Below are 22,101 nucleotides of genomic sequence, written 5' to 3' on the forward strand. Positions count from 1 at the left end.
AAGTGACCAACATGATGATTGCAAAACTAGCAGCTGTTCCATTATTGATTTCAGCTGCTTTACTGAGCGGCTGTACCATTGTTCCTGGCAGTAACCTCACCACCTCCGGTAAGACCATCGTCAATAAAGACGACACCAGCGCTAACATCAACGACAAAGTCAACGTCTATACCGTGACACCGAAACTGATTGAGTCGCTAAACCCTGCACCTGTAGTCGCCCGCACGAATCCGCAACTGGAAGAAGAAGTACAAAACTACCAATACCGCATTGGTGTGGGTGATGTATTGATGGTTACCGTTTGGGATCACCCGGAATTAACCACGCCAGCGGGCCAATACCGTAGCGCTTCCGACACCGGTAACTGGGTTCAGTCTGACGGCACTATTTTCTACCCGTACGCGGGCAAGGTGAAAGTGGTTGGCCGTACGCTCGCCCAACTGCGCGAAGAGTTGACCACTAAACTGGCGGCTTATATTGAATCCCCACAAATCGATATCAGCGTTGCGGCTTTCCGTTCCCAAAAAGCTTACGTAACTGGCGAAGTTGTCCGTTCTGGTCAGATGGCGATTACCAACGTGCCGTTGACCATTATGGATGCGATAAACCAGGCGGGCGGCCTTGCCGAAAACGCAGACTGGAATAACGCGGTTCTGACCCACAACGGCAAAGACGAGCGCATCTCCCTTCAGGCGTTGATGAAGAATGGCGACCTGAAACAAAACCGCCTGCTGTACAACGGCGACATTCTGTTTGTGCCGCGCAACGATGACCTGAAAGTGTTCGTGATGGGTGAAGTGAAAAAACAAACCACTCTAAAAATGGACCGCAGCGGTATGACGCTGACCGAAGCGCTGGGCAATGCGGAAGGTATCGACCAGATGAGTGCAGATGCGACCGGCATTTTCGTTATCCGCTCAACGCGCGGTAAAGACACCAGCGGCAAGATAGCGAACGTCTACCAACTGAATGTTTCTGATGCCACCGCTCTAATCATGGGTACCGAATTCAAACTGCAGCCGTATGACGTTGTTTACGTTACCACTGCGCCAATTACCCGTTGGAACCGTGTGCTGAGCCAGTTAGTCCCAACCATTTCTGGGGTTAACGACATTACTGATTCCGTTCGTATGATTAAGCAGTGGTAACTATGTTTGATTCTATTTTAATTGTTTGTATCGGCAATATCTGCCGCTCCCCAACAGGGGAGCGTTTAATGCGTGCCAGCCTACCGGGTAAAAAAATTGATTCCGCAGGGTTAGGTGCATTGGTGGGTGAAGGGGCGAACCCGATGGCGGCAGAAGTTGCCGCTGAACACGGGGTTTGTCTGGACGGGCATTGTGCGCAGGCATTTTCATCAAGTCTTGCCATGCAATACGACCTGATTCTGGTGATGGAAAACTCCCACCTCGAACGCATTAAAAAAAGCTACCCAGAAGTGAGCGGCAAAACCATGTTATTTGGGCACTGGCAAAATCAGCTGGAAATAGGCGACCCCTATAAGAAAAGCCGCGAGATGTACCAACTGGTTTATACCCAACTTGCCCAAAGCACCGCGCGTTGGGTCCTGGCGTTAAAGAAATAGAACAGATAAGAGATTCGATTAAATGTCAGAACAAATTTCAACGATGAATAAAAGCAATAATAAAAGTAGCGATCAGCTAGACCTGAATGAATTTGTTGGCGTGCTACAAGATAATAAATGGAAGATAGTTACAATTACAGTGCTGTTTACTCTGGCAAGCATTGCTTATGCATTACTGGCAACACCGATTTATAGTGCCAGTGCTCTGGTACAGGTGGAGCAAAGTGCGGGTAGCAGTGTACTGAGCAAGCTTTCAGATATTATGCCGGACAGCAAGCCAGAGTCGCAGACTGAAATTGGCCTAATAAAATCCCGTATGGTACTGGGACAGACGGTTGATGAGTTGGCACTTGATACAGTAGTTGAAGAGAAACATTTTCCACTGCTCGGTAAAGGCTTAGCACGTTTATTAGGTCACCACGATGGTAAGATAGCTATTTCCCGTCTGGCAGTGCCAGATGAATTACAAGATATGCCATTTACACTGACAGTACTTTCACCAACTCGCTATAGTGTCACTATTGATGATGCAACCTTACAGGGCGAGACCGGTGTCCTATTGTCTAAGGATGATATTAACCTACTTGTTAGTGAAATTGCAGCGCCTGAGGGAACTACTTTTGTGGTCACTAAGCAGGAGAAGCTAACGGCGATTAACCAACTGCTGGATAATTTTTCTGTAGCAGATTTAAGCAAAGACAGCGGTATGTTGCAGCTAACTTATAAAGGTGAGAGCGCCAAAAAGGCCACACAAGTTTTAAACAGTATCAGCAATAATTACCTGCAACAGAATGTGGGCCGCAAATCTGAAGAAGCAGCAAAAAGCCTTGAGTTTCTGAAAGAACAATTACCACTGGTACGTAGCAAACTGGATGAAGCTGAAAGCCGTTTAAACCAATTCCGCCAAAAGAATGAATCAGTTGATTTAACGTTAGAGGCAAAATCTGTCCTGGATAATACGGTTGCTCTGGAAACACAGATTAATGAACTGACCTTTAAAGAGGCTGAGATTTCCAAACTATATACTCGCGATCACCCGGCATACCGTACCCTTCTCGAAAAGAAAGCGCTATTAATGAAAGAGCGCGACAAGCTTAATACGCGTATTGGGAATATGCCAAAAACGCAACAGGAGATTTTAAGCCTGACGCGTGATGTTCAGTCCGGACAGGAGGTATATATGCTTTTGTTAAATAAGCAACAGGAGCTGAATATTAATAAAGCTAGTACTGTCGGGAATGTGCGTATTATTGATAGCGCAGTAGCAGAGAGAAAACCAGTTGAGCCAAAGAAGGTTATAATAGTCGCACTAAGCATCATTTTGGGGTTATTTACGTCAATAGGATTTTGTTTGTTGCGTCGTTTGTTACATAGTGGAATTGAAAGTAGTGAACAGATTGAGAATTTAGGATTGAATGTGTATGCTGTTATCCCTGTATCAAAATGGCTCAAAGATAAAAATCTTAAGCTGACAAAAGACAAACGTAAAAATGTACGTTCGGTTAACTTGCTAGCGAAAGATAACCCAACGGATTTATCTGTTGAAGCTATCCGTAGCCTGCGCACCAGTTTGCATTTTGCAATGATGCAAGCAGAAAATAATATTTTATTAATTTCTGGTGCAACACCAGAAGCGGGGAAAACTTTTGTTAGCTGCAACCTTGCTGCTGTTATTGCTCAGTCGGGCAAAAAAACCCTACTTATAGATGCAGATTTACGTAAAGGTCAAGTTCATCATGTACTTGGTTGTCGTGAAGGAAATGGTCTTTCAGATGTTTTAGTTGGTAGCAAAATGTTCAGTGAGGTTATTCAAAAGACCGAAGTTACAAATCTAGAATTTATTTCTCGCGGACAAATCCCACCAAACCCCTCAGAATTGTTAATGAACTCTAATTTTAAGAAATTGATTGACTGGGCAGCCAGTAATTACGACTTGGTTATTGTGGACACTCCACCAGTGTTAGCTGTTAGTGATGCATGTATTGCTGCTAAATATGCAGGTACCACAATGTTGGTGGCGCGTTTCCAGAAAAATACTCTGAAAGAAATTGAAACATCTGCTAAGCGCTTTGAGCAAAACAATTTAACTATAAGTGGCGTTATATTTAATGGCATGGAAAAGAGAGCCAGTAATTATTATGAATACGGAAGTTACGCATATAAGTGAAAACTCACGGATGTCAATAGTTAATGTCTTTGTAATGTTGCATGCATGTAATGCTCCCGAAAATAAGAAGGGTTGAGAAGTGATTTCAGTAGGCATTCTTTCATATAAAAGAACAGATTTACTGTTGTTGACACTATTAGATATTGTGAAAACACAGAATGAAATTGAACTAGTATTGCTTAATAACAATGAAGATGTTTGCATATATCAAGAAATAACAAGTATCATTTCTCAAAACAAAAAAATAACGCTTAAATATATATGGGATAATGTAAATTATGGGGTGGCTATTGGCCGAAGAAAAATTGTCGATGAATGCTCAGGGGATATACTTTTTGTATTTGATGATGACATCCACATAGAAAATATAGATACTATATTTGATTTGTGTCTTGATTCCTTCATTGCGGATGAGTCGTTAGCTAGCATAGCATTTAACATAAAGGAATATGATACTTGCATAAATAACATATTTGAAATCCCTCATAAAAATAAAAAAATAAATATGGATGAAGAGTTTTATACTTATTATGTAATTGGGGCAGGGAACGCAATAGATGTAGGGAAGTCTAGGAGTGTAGGCAATTACCCGAAAGACTTTGGTTTATATGGCTTTGAAGAAATTGATTTATCATTTAGGTTGATAAATGCAGGTTATAAAATAAAATATATTCCAGAATGTATTGTTTATCATAAAAAGTCTCCCGATGGTAGATTTTCAAATAAAACAACAAATCAGCTTGCCTTTATAAACAGAAGTAAGATGGCTAAGCGATATTTAAAGAATAGATATTTCATATCTTGTCTTATTGTTAGAGGGGTTTTTTGCATCATGAAAACTAAAGATATTAACCTTTGTATGTCAGGTATTAGAGAGGTTCTGAATGATAGTAAGAATGAAAAATTCAATGATACTTTTTATAAGTATGTGAAAAGTGTCAATGGTTTTTTATATTGGTAGTGTTTCATTTTTATCATAAAGGACATTTAAGAATGAAAAATATAGCAGTTATTTTAGCTTGTGGCATTGGCGCTCGCTTTGGTGCAAAAATCCCTAAGCAATTTGTTAAACTAGCAGGCAAACCAGTTATCCAATATACGTTGGAAGCATTTCAAAAATCATATTTAATCGATGGTATCATAGTTGTAACGAATGAAGAGTATATTGATTTTGTAAATAATTTAACAATAGAAAATGGTATTCATAAGGTTGAGAAAGTAATTTGTGGTGGAAAGGAAAGATATCATTCCTCTTGGTCCGCGATACAAGCAATTGAATTGGAAGAATGTAATGTTATTTTTCACGATGCGGTAAGACCATTTATTTCACAAAGAATAATACATGATTGTGTCAAGGCATTGGAACAGTGGAATGCAGTTGATGTTGTCGTTGATGCGGTAGATACGATAGTCAGAATTAAAGATAACAAGATCATGTCTATCCCTGATAGGCGCTTTTTAGGAAGAGGGCAGACACCACAAGCATTTAAAAAGTCTGTTATTGAAAATGCATACAAAAAGTTTTTAAGTCAGCAGGAAAAAGTTGCTTCAGATGATTGTGGTATATTATTGAAATACTCTCCTTCAGAGCCTATTTACGTTGTTAAAGGTGATGAATCAAACTTTAAAATAACACATCAGCAGGATATCTATTTAGCAGACAATATAATTAAAGATGGTTATGTCAACCAATCGGCAGGGGATGAAAATGAAATAGAAAGAAATATTAGTGATAAAGTCGTAGTCATTTTTGGAGGAAGTAGTGGGATCGGTGAGTCAATTTTTTCACAAGCTAGAATATATGGTGCGAATGTGTACTCATTTAGTCGTGAGAATGACTGTGATATCACCAATAATGATAATATAAAGCATGCCTTAGAGAAGGTTTATAATATTGAACAAAGGATAGATTTCATAATTAATACAGCCGGTGTATTAATTAAAAAACCACTTGAATTTATGTCTGATGAGGAAGTTATATTAAGCTGTAATGTCAATTACATTGGTGCTATTCAAGTTGCTAAGTTGTCATACAAATATTTGAAAGAAAGTAAAGGTATGCTTATTAATTTTTCCTCTAGTTCATATACAAGAGGGCGGTCTAATTATAGTCTTTATTCATCAAGCAAAGCTGCAATAGTTAATTTTACCCAAGCCTTATCTGAAGAATGGTTGAGTGTTAATGTTAACTGTATTAATCCCGAAAGGACTGATACACCAATGAGACGTAAAAACTTTGGCATCGAACCAACAGAATCATTATTAACTGCAGAGGAGGTGGCGAATACAACTCTTTCAGTAATGGCCTCATTATGCACAGGTCAAATTATAACAATAAGAAAGTAAACTGAAATGGATAATTGAATGAGTATAAAGAAAAATATTAAAGTATTGGCAGTTGCACAAGTTTTCACTTATTTAATCCCATTACTTCAGTTGCCATATTTAAGTAGAACACTTGACCAGCAAAACTTTGGTTTAATAATATTTACATTATCATTAACCCAAATGGCAATGATTGTTACTGATTTTGGTTTTGATATTTCAATTGGCAAATATATTGCAAATGGTCAAAGTAATAAAAATCATCTTGGGACTTTTCTGTACCAAACAACATTAATCAGGTGTTGTATATTATTGGTTTTTGCAATTGTATTTATTGTGACGGTTTCATATAAATCATTTTATTTTAATAGCATACAATATTTTTCTATAGTCTTTGCGGTAGTAGTAGTTAATGCATTTAATTTAAGGTGGTTATTTTACGGGCTAGAAAAAATATATATATTCAGCATTATAGTTATAATTTCAAAAGGCTTTTCTTTTGTCTTGGTATACATTTTTATTAGCACAAATAATGACTTAATTAATTACCCTCTAATTTTATTAGTTCAATCAACTGTGATTACAATAGTTCCATTTTTCATTGTTAATAAATGGGGGGTGAGGTTAATAAAATGTAAAAAAATAGAGATATGGAATGAGTTTAAACACAGCACTGATTTTTTTATTTCAAGACTTTGTGTGTCTTTGTATTCTTCTGGTTGTAGTGTATTTTTAGGGATGTATGGCACCGGCCTCCATCAGGTTGCTTTGTATGGTGTAGCAGAGCAGCTATATAAAGCAGGTGTTCAAGTATTTATGCCAGTAGTTACTGCCCTTACGCCATATATGGTTAGAACAAAAGATTACACCTTTTTCAAGAAAGTTACACTTCTGTTTCTTATTATTGTAACCACCGGTTCATTGATAGGGTTTGTATGGGGAGATGTGATTATAAAAGTTATTTTTGGCGCTAACTATGTCGAGGCAAAGGGGGTGCTGAATATTTTTATGGTTGTTATTGTTGCCAGCGTATTAGGTATGTTGTTTGGCTACCCCGCATTAATGCCGCTAAATCTAGAACGCTTTGCAAATATAAGTGTGTATATATCTGGGTTAATTCAGATTCTAATATGGGTATATTTTTACTTTAATCGACATCTGATAGATGCAATAAATATGTCTATATCTTACTTGATATGTGACTGGGTAATGTTTTTAATAAGATTCATCATTTTTAATAAAAAACATAATCCAAACCTTGAGAGAGCGTTTAAATAAATTTCTTTAAAAATAAAGAAATTCTTTTTTAATTATTAAAGCAGATGAAAGCCATGAATGAAGGCAGAGCATTCAATCAAACAAATACGTTATATATGATCTTTTTCATGTATTGGTTGGCTATTTTATTCCCACAGCTACAATTTAGATATGATTTAATACTTGAACAGGCGTTAACATTTTTTCTCATCTCATGCTGTATATTTTCTACTATTTCATTTAATATCAGGTTAAATATATTTCATTTTTTAATTATATCTATCTTTATAGTATTGCTGACTATTTCACTAATTAGAAACTCATTCTCAACTATAATTTTTAATGATTTTTTTGAATTATCTAAACCCATTTATCTCGGCGGTTTTTTTATCCTTTCATATTCTGTTAAATGGGGTAGTAATGAGGTTCATGTATTAATCAAGCAAATTTGCTTGGGTCTTGGGGTCTTATGTATTTTTGGAATATTCGAAAGTACGACAACCTTAGGAAATGAGATTGGCCACTTTTTATATAAAGATTTAAGGGAAGGTGTGCAGTATAAAGCCGTCGCTTCTTTTATAAGCCCCTACGTTTTTGCTTCAATTCTTTTAATACCATTATTTATCTATTTTATAAGATTGTTCTGCAATGCTAGTATTTTATCCATTTGCATTTTCGCATTCTTCTTAACAGGTTTACTTTTGACTCAAAGTCGGACAGTATTTTTATCATTGATTGCGACTGTGGTTTTATTTACGTTATATATTTTTTGTACATCGCATTTTATCTTTAGACGAAAATATTTATTATTTATTTCATTTTGTGCTATTGCATTTATTGTTTCCATTCCAGCAATTATAATTTTCATGCAGAACAAACTTGAATATTTATATTCTGGATTAAATGTGGTAATAACAAACATTTTAGATTTTCATTTTGAGACATTCATTTATTCTTCACCCTCTATATCTCATAGATATGAGCAAATGGTATTTGTGTTGGAAAACACGGATGTAATACCTCTTATTGGTGCTGGTATTGGGAAAGCATTTTTAATGCCTGAATCATTTTATGCTTTGTATTTATACAGAGTAGGCATTATCGGGATAGCTATTCACCTAACTCTTTTATATATCGCATTTAGGAAATGTAAAAAATTAGCCATTAGATTTGCACATGATAAATATCTTCATTGCTTCTTCATTGCCTTGCAAATGTTTTTATTAAGCTTGCCTTTTTCCTATGCTTCATCAGCTGTTACCGATCAGGTTCGATCTGGGTTTATATTTTATTTGCTCTTAGGGATGATCTTTAAACTGCATAAGTTAGACGCTGAAGAGAAATTAAGTTAATTTTTGAGACTATTTTAATGAAAAGATATTATAAAAATTTTATTCGTGTAATATTTATTTTCTTTATAGGTTACCCTCTTTTTTTCTTAAGCCATTTTGTTCCTAGAAATAAAAAAAGTTGGGTAATAGGAAGCAGTCATGGCTTTCGTGATAATGCAAAATATTTTTACATAGACTCTCTTAAATACAAAGATATTAAGTGTTACTGGGTTGCAAATGATAGTGAAATATTTGATTTTTTGAAGAGCAAATCCCTCTGCGTTGTAAGGAAAAATAGCTTTAAAGGGGTCTTTGTTTGCTTAACATCTAAAGTGTATGTATATGATTATAGTTTGCTAGATATTAATTTATGGACTTCTGGCCGGAGTGTGAAAATAAATCTATGGCATGGGGTTGGAATTAAAAAAATTCAGCATGCTATAAAAACTGGTAGAAGTGCTAAATTTTTTGAGAAAAAAAATTGGATTTTTAGAGTCTTACTACCACAAAATTTTATTAAACCTGATTTGTTTTTATCTACATCTGAGATGATGGATAATCATTTTTGTGATTCATTTGATATAAATAAAGAAAGGATAATGAATGCCATTTACCCTAGATGTTCGATCTTCGATAAAGATGAGATTTCTTTAAAAGATCATATAAAATTATTTATGCCAGAGCACTTAAGTACTTTCGAACAACTGGGTAAATATTCTAAGGTATATATATATATGCCTACTTGGCGAGACTCTGGGAAGGATATATTTTTAGAGTCTGGATTGGATTTAAATGAAGTTAATTCCATTTTGAAAGCTAAAGGGCAAATTTTTTTATTAAAGCTGCATCCTAATACAGTTGTTTCTAAGGCTATTCATGCTGGAGTATTTAGCAATATAATTTTGCTTGATAAAGGGGTTGATATTTATCCTTTTCTGCCAAAGTGTGATGTGTTAATAACGGACTATTCCTCAATATACTATGATTTTATTTTGATGAATAATAAAAAAGTAATTTTTTTCTTATATGATTTTGAATTCTATAAGGCTCATGAGAGAGATTTGGCATTCGACTTTGATGAGTATACTTCAGGTTTGAAAATTTATAATAGTGAGCAACTCTTAGAAGCCCTTAAACAAGAAAATAACATCATATATAGAGACTCTAGTGAGATTAAAAAATATTTTTGGGGAAAGTCAAAAGGAAATTGTAGCAAAATTGTTAGGGATTATGTTTTTTTTAATAAAAAGCCAAATAACAATTAATTTCATTTTTAATTATACAAAATACGATATGGAAATTTAAATTTTCATTTAATATTAATTAGAGTTTATTTTCTATGGGAGAATAAACTCTAGCTCAGAATGAGTGATGAATGGATAATAACACTTGTTTATATGAAGAAATAAAGGTTAGTATAATTACACCAAGTTTTAACTCCAAAAAAACCCTTTTAAATACCTATCAGTCTATTTTGGCGCAGACGCATAAAAACTGGGAATGGATAATTGTTGATGATTTCTCAACCGATTCTACTCGAGAAATTCTAACTGAAATATACCTAAATGAACGAGATAGAGTTAAAGTTTTTTATAATGAAAAAAATCTAGGGGCCGCGGCGTCACGAAACTATGCACTTCAGCATGTGCAGGGCGATTTTATTGCTTTCATCGATAGTGATGATAAATGGATGCCGCAAAAATTACAAAAGCAGATTGCTTTTATGAATCTAGATTTGAAGATAAATTTTTGCTTTACTGCTTTTGAACTAATTGATTCTAAAGATAAAAAATTAGGTAAGATTATTGATCTGCAAGGTGACGGTTATAGTTTCTCTTATGAAGATATGCTTAAAAAGAAAGCAACCCTGGGCTGTTCGACGGTAATGCTTAGAAATAATGTCTTCAAGGATTTATTGATGCCTATTATTGTTGCTGGCGAAGATTACGCTTTATGGTTAAAATTATTAAAAACTGATAATAAAGCTTATCTATTAAGTGATGTCCTTGCGCAGTATAGAATTCTTCCTGGCTCTTTATCTAGGAATAAATTTAAAAAATCAAAAAAACAATGGCAGGTTTATAGAAACATAGAAAAACTTTCATTTTTTAACTCTCTGAATTGTTTCACGTCTTATGCTTGGCGAGCAGTAGTTAGAAGATAGTTCGCCTCTAATATTATTTATGAGTAATATACTGATTTGTTTTCCGTTGTAACCCCTCCTCCATTTAATATGGTGGCTTTTTCAATCTATTTACGGTTTTTAAGTAGCCATATCATGTATTACCCACATGGCACTCTTTGTACTTAGTATTTATCTGTACTTAATACCCTTCCCTGCGTGGAATTTATTTCACTAGGGAAATACACCAATGAAACAATAACCGAGGACTTTAAATGAAAATGAGTAAATTATGTGCGCTGATGCTGTGTGCTCTGGCAGCACCTATGGCTTCCATGGCTGCGACTGAAACTGCAGCAGCGGGAACTACAGGCACAACTGGTACTGCAGCGGGTACTTCTACCGTTGCCGCTGGTATGGCAACAGGCACTGGTGTTGCTATCGGTGTTGGTACTGTTGGTGCAATTGCTATTACTGCTGCAGTAGTAAGCAATAACCGTGGTGGCAGCAACGGTGGCACCAGCACCAGCACTACTACCTCCACGCGCTAATTCCTTTCCTTATACATGGGGTTCTTTTCGAGCCCCATTTTTTTGCCAGCTTACGGCGTCTAATATGTATAAAAAAATATGCCTGGCCTGCGCGGTTATTTTGCTCAGCGCTTGTAGCCAATATCGCCCTGGTTTTGTTTATCAGACTATTACACAGTCTTTAACTTCGCAGGATGCGGATATCGATAGCAATAAAGTCGCTCGCGTCCCCTATGCTTCTATGTCACTTAAAGTGGATGACGGCCCACTGGCATTTATCATACTGGCGTGGAATGAAAACAATATTCAGAAATGGCTTACGGCCGATTCTAAAATGGTTGCCACCCGTCATGGGCGCATTATTAAAACCATCGGTTTCCCGGATAATTTGCTGACCCTTGAAAACGCTTCACCCGATCCGTTAACAAACCCGTTAACGATTCAGGAAGGGCTGAAGTGGAAATCACAAACGCAATGGCAGAAAGAGTCCTTCCATGCCGCATCAGTCACTTCACGTTTCCACTGGGCAGGCACGGAAGAGTTCACAGTGCTTGGCGCCACCCGCAATTACCGCCTGCTCGAAGAGCACGTTACAGCTGAAATAGACGGTGCCAGTTATACCCAGCGTTACTGGGTTGATGCACAAACCGGCCAGATAGTTCACAGCGAACAAACCCTGCATCCTCACGGCCAGGTGTGGTCACTCACTCTACTCAAACCCTGGTCTTGATGATGAAACCTCTATTGCTCGCCGCCACTCTGCTGGCGGTCGCCCCGTTGAGTTACAGCCAGGGGCAAGTCACCCTTATTTGTCAGCCCGCTTGTTCCACAGCAACCGTTAACGCTAACGACTTGAGCGAGTTGGTCACTAACCCAGTGCTGCCTGCCGGTATCGACTGGCGCGCAGCACAGCTTTCCACACCGTTAAGCGATGCACACCAGCAACAGCGTCAGCAGCAGCTGGTCGCAAAACTTGCAACGCTTGCCGATCAGTTGCGCGCGCAGGGTGATTACCTCCAGGCGCAACGCATTAATGTATTACACCAGCGTATTGCAGGGCTAAAAGTAGTTGGTGCGTATCCGTTGTCGCTGGACCCGGACGTAGTACGTCTAAAGCCTGAGTTTTCGCCAAAGCTTGCTGGTGATTATCGTCTGTACATCAGCACTGTTCCCCAGCGCGATCTGAATTTGTGGAACAGTTCGCGCACTACGGTGGCCTGGGTTGCAGGCCAGCAGACTTCCGCCTATGTGGACGTTGACCAACAGCAGCCGGGTATCGATGCAGATACCGTCACGGTAATCGCGCCAGACGGCACAACGGAGACGGTTGCCACGGGTTACTGGAATCGTCGCTACCATGAGCCACAGCCCGGCAGCCAGATTTGGTTGAACCTGCAAACCTCCGCATTACCGCAGGGTTATCAAACCCTGAACCAGGACATCATCCACTTGCTTATACAACGGACTGTCGCACCATGAAGCTCACTACTCTCGGTTCTATGATTGCGCTGTCTCTTGGCGGCTTTAGTACTGCTGCCAACGCCAACTGGGGCACACCGTTGTACACCCCTTATGTCACACCTTCTCAGTCAGACTTTGGCGGTGTCGGGTTGCTGCAAACACCTACCGCGCGCATGGCACCTTCTGGGGATTTCAGCGTGAACTATCGCGATAACGATCAGTATCGTTTCTGGTCGTTATCGCTGCAGTTAATGCCCTGGCTGGAAACGACTATTCGTTACAGCGATGTGCGTACTCGCCGTTACGGGGCAGAAGATTTTAGTGGCGACCAAACCTATAAAGATAAAGCCATTGATCTCAAAGCCCGCCTGTGGGAAGAAACGCGCTGGACACCAGATATATCGCTCGGATTCAGAGATATTGGCGGTACCGGGCTGTTTGACAGCGAATATCTGGTTGCCACCAAAGCGGTTGGGCCGTTTGATTTATCTCTCGGCATGGGCTGGGGTTATGTTGCCAATAGCGGCAATATCACCAACCCATTGTGCAAAGCGAGTGACCGTTTTTGCCAGCGTGATGAAGGCTATAGCGGCAGTGGTGGCAAGATTGATGCAGACCGTTTCTTCCACGGCCCTGCGGCAATTTTCGGTGGTGTGGAATACCAAACACCATGGCAGCCATTGCGCTTTAAAGTGGAATACGACGGCAATAATTACCGTGATGATCGCGCAGGCCGACTGGCGCAAGACTCGCCGATTAACGTAGGGATGTTGTATCGCTTGAGTGACTGGGGTGACCTGAACCTTGGTTATGAGCGCGGCAATACGCTGACCTTCGGCGTGACGTTAAACACCAACTTTGAATCCATGCGTAGCCCGGCACAAAAACCATCGAAACCGGTCTTTAATCCTGCTACTCAGCCTGCTGATCTTGACCCGCAAGTTGCTAGTGCACAGCTCAGCGCATTGCGTGATAACGCTGGTTTTTCTTCGCCGGCAATTCAGCGGGCAGGGGATACGGTTTACATCACGGGTGAACAAACGGATTACCGTGACCGTGCCGAAGGGGTTGAACGTGCTAATCGCATCATGATGAATAGCCTGCCGGAAGGCACGCGTCAGATTGTGGTTACTGAAAATAACAACCGTCTGCCTCTGGTTAGCCATCACAGTGACGTTGCTTCGTTGGATTACGCATTAAGCGGTGTGCCGGTGGGTGCCCTGCCGCCAGAAAACATTGATGTTCGGCAAGAGCCACAACAGCCGCAGAATGTTCAGGCACAGTTTGCTGATAAAAAATCGCCATGGAGTTTCAACTGGTCGCCGTTGTTAAACCAGTCGTTTGGCGGGCCAGAATCGTTCTACATGTACCAGTTTGCATTGAGTGGTAGCGTTGATTATCAGCTTACCGATAACTGGACTGTTGGCGGTGTGGCATGGCTCAATCTGTACAACAACTACGATAAGTTCAATTTCACCGCACCACCACCAGACAGCCATATCCCGCAGGTGCGTACGCATATTCGTTCCTACGTTGATAGTAGCGATCTGTATCTGAACAACTTGCAGCTCACGCGCATTGGCGCAGTGGCTGAGGGTTGGTATATGCAGAACTACGGCGGTTACCTGGAAATGATGTTTGCCGGTGTGGGTAGCGAAGTACTGTACCGTCCGCTAGACAAACAATGGGCTGTGGGTGCTGATCTTAACTGGGTGAAACAGCGTGACTGGAATGATCCGATGAAAATGGCGGATTACAGCGTCACGACCGGGCATGTGACGGGTTACTGGCAACCGTGGTTTGCAGATGAGTTCCTGGTAAAAGTGAGCGTTGGCCGTTATCTGGCGGGTGATACAGGCGGCACGTTCGATGTGTCTCGCCGTTTCGCAAGTGGGATCACTGCCGGGGCTTATGCCACGCTGACTGACGTTTCGTCACACGATTACGGCGAAGGCAGTTTCACCAAAGGATTCTATATTTCGATTCCACTGGATTTGCTGAGCACCCGTCCAACCAATACGCACGCAGGTTTCAATTGGGTTCCGTTGACGCGCGACGGTGGCCAGCCGCTGCAGAAACGTTACTCGTTGTATGACTTCACGGATGCGCGAGGCGCGCAGTAAACGTAGTTGCCCTGTCAATAAGCCATAAGGCCGGAATGATTCCAGTCTTTTGGCTTATCCCCGTCCTAATCCGAATTAATATGCACCTTACAATAGCGCCGCTTCCATGCGGCGGGCGTTAATCCCATCGCTTTACGAAATACCTTCCTGAAATACCCCACATCCTGAAATCCGCAACGTTCTGCTACTTCACTCAAGGAGCAGGAGTCGGTGATCAACATCTTTTCCGCACTCAATACGCGCTGGCGGTGAATCGCCTCGGTAATAGTGAGCTGAAATGTCTGGCGATAAACACGGCCGAGATAATCCGCATTGCAGTGCAATTGGTTGGCAAGCGTTGAGGTGGAAACCGGGAAATGAAATTGCGTGCGAATTAACTGCTGCGCTTTGTATGCCAGCGCTATACCGCTGTTATCTGCCTGCGAACTGTCGTTCGCCGCGACTGAAAGTTGTTGCATGATCAGCAATAAAATTAATTCCAGAGAATTACTGCGGGTAATAGCTTCTTGTTCACTTAAAAACTGGCGGAATAAAGAAATAACGTACTGAGGATTAAGGACCTTTCCGTGTTGTGGTAACGATATTAGCGAAACAGAATAATCGGATAGTTTTTCGCGTTGTTCATTGAGCTCAAAGTGTAGCCAATAGAATTTTAAATCCGCCGGGAATGTTCCAACCCCAATGTGTTTCCGGTGTGGCCACAGCAATAAACTTTCACCCTCTTTAACGCTGAATAGCGTGTCATCTTCACGGATCGTAAGTGTCCCTTTTTCAACGAAAATCAATTCCCATGAATCCAGTTCTCGCTGCGGATGGCTGCCCACGCCACGCGAAATGAATAAGCCACCATTTTGCACCGTTATCGGTAAAGATATTTTTAAATCAAGCAATTAAGTTTTCTCTTAATTCAATTCTTCTTTGTAGTGTAGAGAAAGTGAACCGAGTGGTGGGATTGCTAATCGTGTTTGGCGATCTCCTTCACAGTTTTATCTTCAGGTCGGAATTGTCATCTTTTTATACTTTTCTCTCGCCTTGTGAGGACGTAGGTTGAGTGCAAAATTATTCGGGTACTTTGCAAATACAAAAATAACAATTCCAGGTGTCTAACCCGAAGATGATGCGAGGCGTAAATCATGACCTCTACCCCTATAAATAATACTGATGTTGTTACGTCGGCTTTAAATGACAGGCTCTCTGTACGCGAAAAAATAGGTTACGGATTAGGTGATGCAGGCGGTACCGTAATTACCTGTCTTATCATGAACTTCCTGACCTTTTTCTACACCGATGTATTTGGATTAACTCCTGCCATAGTTGGCACACTGTTTATCGCTCTGCGTGTCTTTGATGCCGTTTCCGACCCACTGATGGGTATTCTTGCTGACCGCACGCAAAGCCGGTTCGGCCGTTTTCGTCCGTGGCAGCTGTGGGTAGCTGTGCCGATTGGCGTTATCGGTGTGCTGACGTTTACCGTACCCGACCTTAGCGCCAACATGAAAATCCTCTGGGCATTTGGCACTTACCTTTTACTTTCTATAAGTTATACCGCCATCAATGTGCCGTACTGCGCATTGATTAACACCATGACTACGCGTCACGACGAGGTGATTTCCTGCCAGTCCTGGCGTTTTGTGTTGTGCGGTGTGGCGGGTTTTTTGGTGTCGGTTGGCCTGCCATGGTTGGTGGACATTATCGGCCAGGGTAACGCAGCAAAAGGTTACCAAATGGGCGTCGGCGTGCTGTGCGCGGTAGCGGTGGTCATGTTCTTATGCTGCTTCTTCTGGGTTCGCGAACGTGTGCCGTTGGCGCTGATGGGCAAATTTACCCTGCGCGAACACCTGGCAGGCTTGCGAAAAAATGACCAGTTATTACTTAGCCTGGTGATGTCGTTCCTACTGATCAACGTGTTTAACCTGCGCGGCGGCGGCTACATGTATTTCATCACCTATGTGTTGCAAGGCAGCACTGGGTTTGCCTCGCTGTTCTTTACCATGGTGACCTTCGCCTCGATTCTTGGCGCGGTGATTGTGAACCCACTGGCTAAGCGTTTCGATACCGTAAAACTCTACTACTACACCAACCTGGTGTTGGCAGCGTTGGCAGTGGGTATGTGGCTTCTGCCTACAGGTGCTGCGTTCCAGACTTTGTGGCTGCTGGTCATTCTGGCTAACGGCATCATTCTTGGCTTTACCCTGCCGCTGCACTTTTCCATCATGGCGTTTGCCGATGACTACGGCGAGTGGAAAACCGGTGTGCGTTCATCCGGCATGAACTTCGCCTTTAACCTGTTCTTTATCAAACTCGCCTGGGCCGCCAGTGCCGGGATCATCAGCCTGGTATTTATCTTCGTGGCGTATCAACCCGGCCCTGAACATCAAACGGCTGCGTCGTTGTCCGGCATTACTGCGCTGGAAACATTACTACCTGCCGTATTCCACTTGTTGCTGGCTCTGGCGATTCGCCGTTGCCGCTTAAATAATCCAATGATGGCGCAGATCTCTACTGACTTACGTCAGCGCCATGTCCAGACCGCCTGAGGAGTTGTTATGAATCAGCCAGATGTTTTACAGGAAGTTGACCTGCACAAACTTAAAGTGACCGATGCGTTTTTAGGCCAGTATCAACGACTGGTGCGCGACGTGGTGATTCCTTATCAATGGGATGCCTTAAATGACCGCATTACCGAGGCCGACCCGAGCCATGCCATCGAAAACTTTGAAATAGCAGCAGGACGCAAAGAAGGCGAGTTCTACGGCATGGTTTTCCAGGACAGTGACGTGGCGAAATGGCTGGAAGCGGTGGCGTGGTCACTGTGCCAAAAACCGGATGCGGAGCTTGAAAAAACCGCCGACGACGTAATCGAACTGGTCGAGGCGGCACAGTGTGAAGATGGTTATCTCAATACCTATTTCACCGTGAAAGCCCCATCTGAGCGTTGGACGAATCTTGCTGAATGCCACGAGCTTTACTGTGCCGGACACATGATTGAAGCGGGTGTCGCGTTCTTTCAGGCGACAGGAAAACGTCGCTTGCTGGATGTTGTTTGCCGTCTGGCCGACCATATCGACAGCGTGTTTGGCCGGGGCGAAAACCAGCTCCATGGCTACCCAGGACACCCGGAAATCGAACTGGCACTGATGCGTTTATATGAAGTGACAGACAACCGCCGCTATTTGGAACTGGTGAATTATTTCGTTGAGGAACGGGGAACTACGCCGCATTACTACGATATTGAATATGAAAAACGTGGGCGTACCTCGCACTGGAACATTCACGGCCCGGCGTGGATGGTGAAAGATAAAGCCTATAGCCAGGCGCATGAACCGTTGGCATTGCAGCAAACCGCGATTGGCCATGCGGTGCGTTTTGTTTATCTGATGGCGGGCGTGGCGCACCTTGCGCGTCTGCATAAAGACGAAGACAAACGCCAGACTTGCCTGCGTCTGTGGGACAACATGGTGCAGCGCCAGATGTACATTACTGGCGGTATTGGCTCGCAAAGCAGTGGTGAAGCGTTCAGCTCGGATTACGACCTGCCAAACGACACGGTTTATGCCGAAAGTTGCGCGTCCATTGGCTTGATGATGTATGCCCGCCGCATGCTGCAAATGGAAGCCGACAGCCGCTTTGCTGACGTCATGGAGCGAGCGTTATACAACACGGTTCTTGGCGGAATGGCGCTGGATGGCAAGCACTTCTTCTACGTTAATCCGCTGGAAGTGCATCCGAAAACCCTGGCGTTTAACCATATTTATGATCATGTAAAACCGGTTCGCCAGCGCTGGTTTGGCTGCGCCTGCTGCCCACCCAATATTGCTCGCGTGCTGACTTCACTCGGCCATTACATTTACACGCCGCAGCCGGACGCGCTGTATGTGCATCTGTATGTCGGTAACGAAATGGAAGTACCGGTGGGTGATAAAGAATTACGTCTGAAAATTAGCGGTGATTATCCGTGGCATGAACAGGTCGAAATTGCCGTTACGTCTGCGCGGCCGGTAAAACATACAGTCGCACTACGCTTGCCAGACTGGTGTGAAAACCCACAAGTGCTGCTCAATGGCGAAAGCTGCAAAGGCGAAATTCGCAAAGGCTATCTGCATCTTAATCGTGAATGGCAAGAGGGCGACCGAATCACTTTAACGCTGCCAATGCCGGTTCGCCGTGTGTACGGTAACCCGTTATTGCGCCACATTGCCGGGAAAGTCGCGGTGCAGCGCGGGCCGCTGGTGTATTGCCTGGAAGAAGCGGATAACAGCGCAGAGCTGCATAATTTATGGTTACCAAAAGAGAGTGCATTTAGCCTGATTGAAGGCAAAGGTATCTTCGCTCATAAAGTGCTGATTCAGGCCGACGGCCTGCGGATGGCAAGTGAGAACGCCGACCAACAAGCGTTGTACCACTACGATAAATCGCCGGTGAAAGCCGAACCGAAGAAATTGACCTTTATTCCATGGTTTAGTTGGGCAAACCGTGGTGAAGGGGAAATGCGGATTTGGGTTAACGGCGAATAAGTTTCGATCGCCGGGATCTGTACGATTTAAGATCCCGACGATCGTTTAATTTCCATGTTCATGCTTTCTATTTCTGCCTGGCCAACCAAACTGCACCGAGCATTCCCGCTTTGTTCCCCAGTTTGCATGGGCGAATCGGCACTTTCAGCACATCCCAAAACTTAAATCCTTCCAGATGGCGCTCGAGCATCGGGTACAGCATCGGCTGCGTGCTGACACCGCCACCCAGCAAAATGGCTTGCGGATCAAACAGTGACACTACGCTATAAATCCCACGCGCCAGATATTTCACCCAATTGTCGATAACGCCCTGAATATGCAGGTCTGTTTCGGCGCGAGCGAAAATGTCTTTGCCATGAATTTTCTCTTCAGCGGGAATATTCATCTCGCGGCGACACGCGTCCATCAGCCCTTTGGCAGAGGCCAGTTGGTGCATATCTTCACCATATTTACCCACCGGCAACACACCAAATTCGCCAGCGCGGAAATGTGAACCGCGCATCAGCTCACGGTTCACAATAATACCGCCGCCGATGCCCGTCCCAATGGTGACGCAGACCAGCGAATCATATTCATTGCCAGCACCCAGCCACATCTCGCCGAGTGCCGCACAGTTGGCATCGTTTTCAACGGTAATGGGAAGGTCAGTCAGGCCGCCAAAAATTTCGAGTAAATTGCTGCCATCAAGAAACGTAAGCGCGCCCGCCTTGGGGACATTTCCGGTATGCGGATTAATGTAACCGGGGAAACTAATAGCAATACCGGCAATTTCATTATGCTGCCTATAACCTGCCACCACGCTTTGCCAGGCATCCAGAAACTGCTGTCTGTCGTAATGCGTGTCATATTCTTCGGCTATCAGCACCTCCCCCTCTTCAGTGAACAAACCATGCTTAACATGGGTACCGCCTACATCGAAACTTATAAACAGGCGCATGAGCAATCCTTGTAGCGAAACGGGAAAAGGTAATCTTTAAGTATGTATCAAAACCTACTGCCTGCTGGCTGATTACTCTGAATCATTCAATTATTAATCCGTGACCTGTGTCGTAAAGCCTTCAAACATTGGCGAAGAAACCACCACTGCCAACTACGCTTGAGAGTGCAAACGACAAGGAGACACACATGACAAATAATCCTCCCGATACCCGAATTATCCCCGGCGAGTATGGTTTCCCGCTCAAACTTAAACCGCGTTACGACAATTTTATTGGTGGCCAATGGGTTCCACCTGTCGACGGCAAATACTACGAAAACCTGACTCCAGTAACAGGCCAGCCGTTGTGCGAGATAGCCAGTTCCAGCAAAGGCGATATTGATTTAGCGCTGGATGCAGCGCATGAAGCCAAAGCAGGTTGGGGCGGAATGTCCGTTCAGGAACGCGCCAATATCCTGCTGAAAATTGCTGACCGTATGGAACAGAATATCGAGCTGCTGGCTGCGGCGGAAACCTGGGACAACGGCAAACCTATTCGTGAAACCAGTGGCGCAGATGTGCCGCTGGCCATTGACCATTTCCGTTATTTTGCTTCGTGTATTCGTGCGCAAGAGGGCGGGATCAGTGAAGTTGATGGCGATACTGTGGCCTATCACTTCCACGAACCGCTTGGCGTGGTGGCACAAATTATTCCGTGGAACTTCCCGCTGTTGATGGCGAGCTGGAAAATGGCCCCAGCACTTGCCGCAGGCAACTGCATAGTGTTGAAACCGGCGCGTCTTACGCCGTTGTCGGTTCTGTTGTTGATGGAGCTGGTGGGTGATTTATTGCCGCCGGGCGTCATCAACGTGGTGAACGGTGCGGGTGGTGAAATCGGCGAATATTTGGCGACTTCAAAGCGTATCGCCAAAGTTGCGTTCACGGGCTCCACTGAAGTGGGCCAGCAGATCATGCAGTATGCGACCCAGAATATAATCCCCGTTACGCTGGAGCTGGGCGGTAAATCTCCGAACATCTTCTTTGCCGACGTGATGGACGAAGAAGACGCATTCTTCGACAAAGCACTGGAAGGTTTCGCGCTGTTTGCCTTCAATCAGGGCGAAGTCTGTACCTGCCCGAGTCGCGCACTGGTGCAGGAATCTATCTACGAACGCTTTATGGAACGCGCAATTCGCCGCGTGGAATCCATACGCAGCGGCAACCCGCTAGACTTACACACGCAAATGGGTGCGCAGGTTTCGCAAGGGCAGATGGAAACCATACTTAACTACATCGACATCGGTAAGAAAGAAGGTGCAGATGTGTTGACGGGCGGGCGTCGTAAATCGTTGGAAGGTGACTTGAAAGCCGGCTATTACCTCGAGCCAACTATCCTGTTTGGCAAAAATAATATGCGCGTTTTCCAGGAAGAGATCTTCGGACCGGTGCTCGCCGTGACGACCTTTAAAACCGTAGAAGAAGCGCTGGAACTGGCGAATGATACCGAATACGGCTTGGGTGCAGGTGTCTGGAGCCGCAACGGCAATCTGGCATACAAAATGGGCCGAGGCATTCAAGCTGGGCGCGTGTGGACCAATTGCTATCATGCTTATCCAGCACATGCCGCGTTTGGGGGCTATAAACAATCCGGTATCGGGCGTGAAACCCACAAAATGATGCTGGATCACTACCAGCAAACCAAGTGTCTATTGGTGAGTTACTCTGATAAGCCGTTAGGGTTGTTCTGACGGGGCTGGAAATTCTCTCCCT

The 22,101-nt window shown here is 43.2% G+C and carries 18 protein-coding genes; 16 read left to right on the forward strand and 2 right to left on the reverse strand.

Going from position 1 to position 22,101, the window contains the following annotated elements; translation table 11 throughout:
* The first annotated feature begins 11 nt into the window (after positions 1-11).
* The 13 genes from FH968_RS07385 to FH968_RS07445 all read left to right on the forward strand — a co-directional run bounded on the left by FH968_RS07385 (position 12) and on the right by FH968_RS07445 (position 14,901).
* On the forward strand, positions 12-1,148 hold the full coding sequence (locus FH968_RS07385; RefSeq protein ID WP_139878491.1) for a polysaccharide export protein: 1,137 nt from the start codon (positions 12-14) through the stop codon (positions 1,146-1,148).
* Between the two features lie 2 nt (positions 1,149-1,150).
* Complete coding sequence (locus FH968_RS07390; RefSeq protein WP_139878492.1) at positions 1,151-1,585, forward strand: protein tyrosine phosphatase; 435 nt, start codon at positions 1,151-1,153, stop codon at positions 1,583-1,585.
* Positions 1,586-1,607: 22 nt separating this feature from the next.
* The gene (locus FH968_RS07395; protein WP_139878493.1) at positions 1,608-3,752 is read left to right on the forward strand and encodes a polysaccharide biosynthesis tyrosine autokinase; all 2,145 of its coding nucleotides are present in this window, start codon (positions 1,608-1,610) and stop codon (positions 3,750-3,752) included.
* Between the two features lie 79 nt (positions 3,753-3,831).
* Entirely contained in the window at positions 3,832-4,713 is an 882-nt protein-coding gene (locus FH968_RS07400) for a glycosyltransferase family 2 protein (RefSeq protein ID WP_139878494.1), read from the forward strand.
* 32 nt (positions 4,714-4,745) lie between these two features.
* Positions 4,746-6,098: a bifunctional cytidylyltransferase/SDR family oxidoreductase gene (locus FH968_RS07405; protein ID WP_139878495.1), complete on the forward strand. Its 1,353-nt coding sequence runs from the start codon at positions 4,746-4,748 to the stop codon at positions 6,096-6,098.
* An 18-nt stretch (positions 6,099-6,116) separates the two neighbouring features.
* The gene (locus FH968_RS07410; protein ID WP_139878496.1) at positions 6,117-7,355 is read left to right on the forward strand and encodes an oligosaccharide flippase family protein; all 1,239 of its coding nucleotides are present in this window, start codon (positions 6,117-6,119) and stop codon (positions 7,353-7,355) included.
* 53 nt (positions 7,356-7,408) lie between these two features.
* Entirely contained in the window at positions 7,409-8,686 is a 1,278-nt protein-coding gene (locus FH968_RS07415; protein ID WP_139878497.1) for a hypothetical protein, read from the forward strand.
* Between the two features lie 17 nt (positions 8,687-8,703).
* Positions 8,704-9,930, forward strand: coding sequence for a CDP-glycerol glycerophosphotransferase family protein (locus tag FH968_RS07420; RefSeq protein ID WP_139878498.1), 1,227 nt, complete (start codon positions 8,704-8,706; stop codon positions 9,928-9,930).
* A 110-nt stretch (positions 9,931-10,040) separates the two neighbouring features.
* A complete protein-coding gene (locus tag FH968_RS07425; protein ID WP_139878499.1) occupies positions 10,041-10,829 on the forward strand; it encodes a glycosyltransferase in 789 nt (262 codons plus the stop codon).
* Positions 10,830-11,062: 233 nt separating this feature from the next.
* Entirely contained in the window at positions 11,063-11,338 is a 276-nt protein-coding gene (locus FH968_RS07430; protein WP_139878500.1) for a hypothetical protein, read from the forward strand.
* Positions 11,339-11,402: 64 nt separating this feature from the next.
* A complete protein-coding gene (locus FH968_RS07435) occupies positions 11,403-12,047 on the forward strand; it encodes a YjbF family lipoprotein (protein WP_139878501.1) in 645 nt (214 codons plus the stop codon).
* Positions 12,047-12,796 carry a capsule biosynthesis GfcC D2 domain-containing protein gene (locus tag FH968_RS07440; RefSeq protein WP_139878502.1) on the forward strand — a complete coding sequence of 250 codons (750 nt, stop codon included), beginning with the start codon at positions 12,047-12,049 and terminating at the stop codon, positions 12,794-12,796. Before FH968_RS07435 ends, FH968_RS07440 begins: the two co-directional genes overlap by 1 nt.
* The gene (locus tag FH968_RS07445) at positions 12,793-14,901 is read left to right on the forward strand and encodes a YjbH domain-containing protein (RefSeq protein WP_139878503.1); all 2,109 of its coding nucleotides are present in this window, start codon (positions 12,793-12,795) and stop codon (positions 14,899-14,901) included. The genes FH968_RS07440 and FH968_RS07445 overlap by 4 nt, the downstream gene beginning before the upstream one ends.
* Positions 14,902-14,966: 65 nt before the next feature.
* On the opposite strand, the gene FH968_RS07450 is transcribed toward FH968_RS07445, so the two are convergent.
* Positions 14,967-15,791: an AraC family transcriptional regulator gene (locus tag FH968_RS07450; RefSeq protein WP_139878504.1), complete on the reverse strand. Its 825-nt coding sequence runs from the start codon at positions 15,789-15,791 to the stop codon at positions 14,967-14,969.
* A gap of 243 nt (positions 15,792-16,034) precedes the next feature.
* Between FH968_RS07450 and FH968_RS07455 the strand changes: the two genes are divergently transcribed.
* The gene (locus FH968_RS07455) at positions 16,035-17,438 is read left to right on the forward strand and encodes an MFS transporter (RefSeq protein WP_139878505.1); all 1,404 of its coding nucleotides are present in this window, start codon (positions 16,035-16,037) and stop codon (positions 17,436-17,438) included.
* A gap of 9 nt (positions 17,439-17,447) precedes the next feature.
* Positions 17,448-19,415 (forward strand): glycoside hydrolase family 127 protein, encoded by a 1,968-nt coding sequence (locus tag FH968_RS07460; protein WP_139878506.1) that lies wholly within the window; start codon positions 17,448-17,450, stop codon positions 19,413-19,415.
* 67 nt (positions 19,416-19,482) lie between these two features.
* Here FH968_RS07460 and FH968_RS07465 read toward each other — a convergent pair whose 3' ends face one another.
* Positions 19,483-20,352, reverse strand: a complete 870-nt coding sequence (locus FH968_RS07465) for an ROK family protein (RefSeq protein WP_139878507.1) — start codon at positions 20,350-20,352, stop codon at positions 19,483-19,485.
* 188 nt (positions 20,353-20,540) lie between these two features.
* On the opposite strand from FH968_RS07465, the gene FH968_RS07470 reads away from it, so the two are divergent.
* The gene (locus FH968_RS07470) at positions 20,541-22,079 is read left to right on the forward strand and encodes an aldehyde dehydrogenase family protein (protein ID WP_139878508.1); all 1,539 of its coding nucleotides are present in this window, start codon (positions 20,541-20,543) and stop codon (positions 22,077-22,079) included.
* The last annotated feature ends 22 nt before the right edge of the window (positions 22,080-22,101 follow it).

Origin of the sequence: Buttiauxella sp. B2 (assembly GCF_006376615.1) — a bacterium.
Lineage (GTDB): Bacteria > Pseudomonadota > Gammaproteobacteria > Enterobacterales > Enterobacteriaceae > Buttiauxella.

Excerpts from the sequence above, each read along its gene's own strand:
- FH968_RS07415 (WP_139878497.1), top strand. The coding sequence starts at position 7,409 with ATGAATGAAGGCAGAGCATTCAATCAAACAAATACGTTATATATGATC.
- FH968_RS07405 (WP_139878495.1), top strand. The coding sequence starts at position 4,746 with ATGAAAAATATAGCAGTTATTTTAGCTTGTGGCATTGGCGCTCGCTTT.
- FH968_RS07395 (WP_139878493.1), top strand. The coding sequence starts at position 1,608 with ATGTCAGAACAAATTTCAACGATGAATAAAAGCAATAATAAAAGTAGC.
- FH968_RS07460 (WP_139878506.1), top strand. The coding sequence starts at position 17,448 with ATGAATCAGCCAGATGTTTTACAGGAAGTTGACCTGCACAAACTTAAA.
- FH968_RS07435 (WP_139878501.1), top strand. The coding sequence starts at position 11,403 with ATGTATAAAAAAATATGCCTGGCCTGCGCGGTTATTTTGCTCAGCGCT.
- FH968_RS07465 (WP_139878507.1), bottom strand. The coding sequence starts at position 20,352 with ATGCGCCTGTTTATAAGTTTCGATGTAGGCGGTACCCATGTTAAGCAT.
- FH968_RS07430 (WP_139878500.1), top strand. The coding sequence starts at position 11,063 with ATGAAAATGAGTAAATTATGTGCGCTGATGCTGTGTGCTCTGGCAGCA.
- FH968_RS07455 (WP_139878505.1), top strand. The coding sequence starts at position 16,035 with ATGACCTCTACCCCTATAAATAATACTGATGTTGTTACGTCGGCTTTA.
- FH968_RS07445 (WP_139878503.1), top strand. The coding sequence starts at position 12,793 with ATGAAGCTCACTACTCTCGGTTCTATGATTGCGCTGTCTCTTGGCGGC.
- FH968_RS07390 (WP_139878492.1), top strand. The coding sequence starts at position 1,151 with ATGTTTGATTCTATTTTAATTGTTTGTATCGGCAATATCTGCCGCTCC.
- FH968_RS07420 (WP_139878498.1), top strand. The coding sequence starts at position 8,704 with ATGAAAAGATATTATAAAAATTTTATTCGTGTAATATTTATTTTCTTT.
- FH968_RS07385 (WP_139878491.1), top strand. The coding sequence starts at position 12 with ATGATGATTGCAAAACTAGCAGCTGTTCCATTATTGATTTCAGCTGCT.
- FH968_RS07470 (WP_139878508.1), top strand. The coding sequence starts at position 20,541 with ATGACAAATAATCCTCCCGATACCCGAATTATCCCCGGCGAGTATGGT.
- FH968_RS07425 (WP_139878499.1), top strand. The coding sequence starts at position 10,041 with ATGGATAATAACACTTGTTTATATGAAGAAATAAAGGTTAGTATAATT.
- FH968_RS07410 (WP_139878496.1), top strand. The coding sequence starts at position 6,117 with ATGAGTATAAAGAAAAATATTAAAGTATTGGCAGTTGCACAAGTTTTC.
- FH968_RS07440 (WP_139878502.1), top strand. The coding sequence starts at position 12,047 with ATGATGAAACCTCTATTGCTCGCCGCCACTCTGCTGGCGGTCGCCCCG.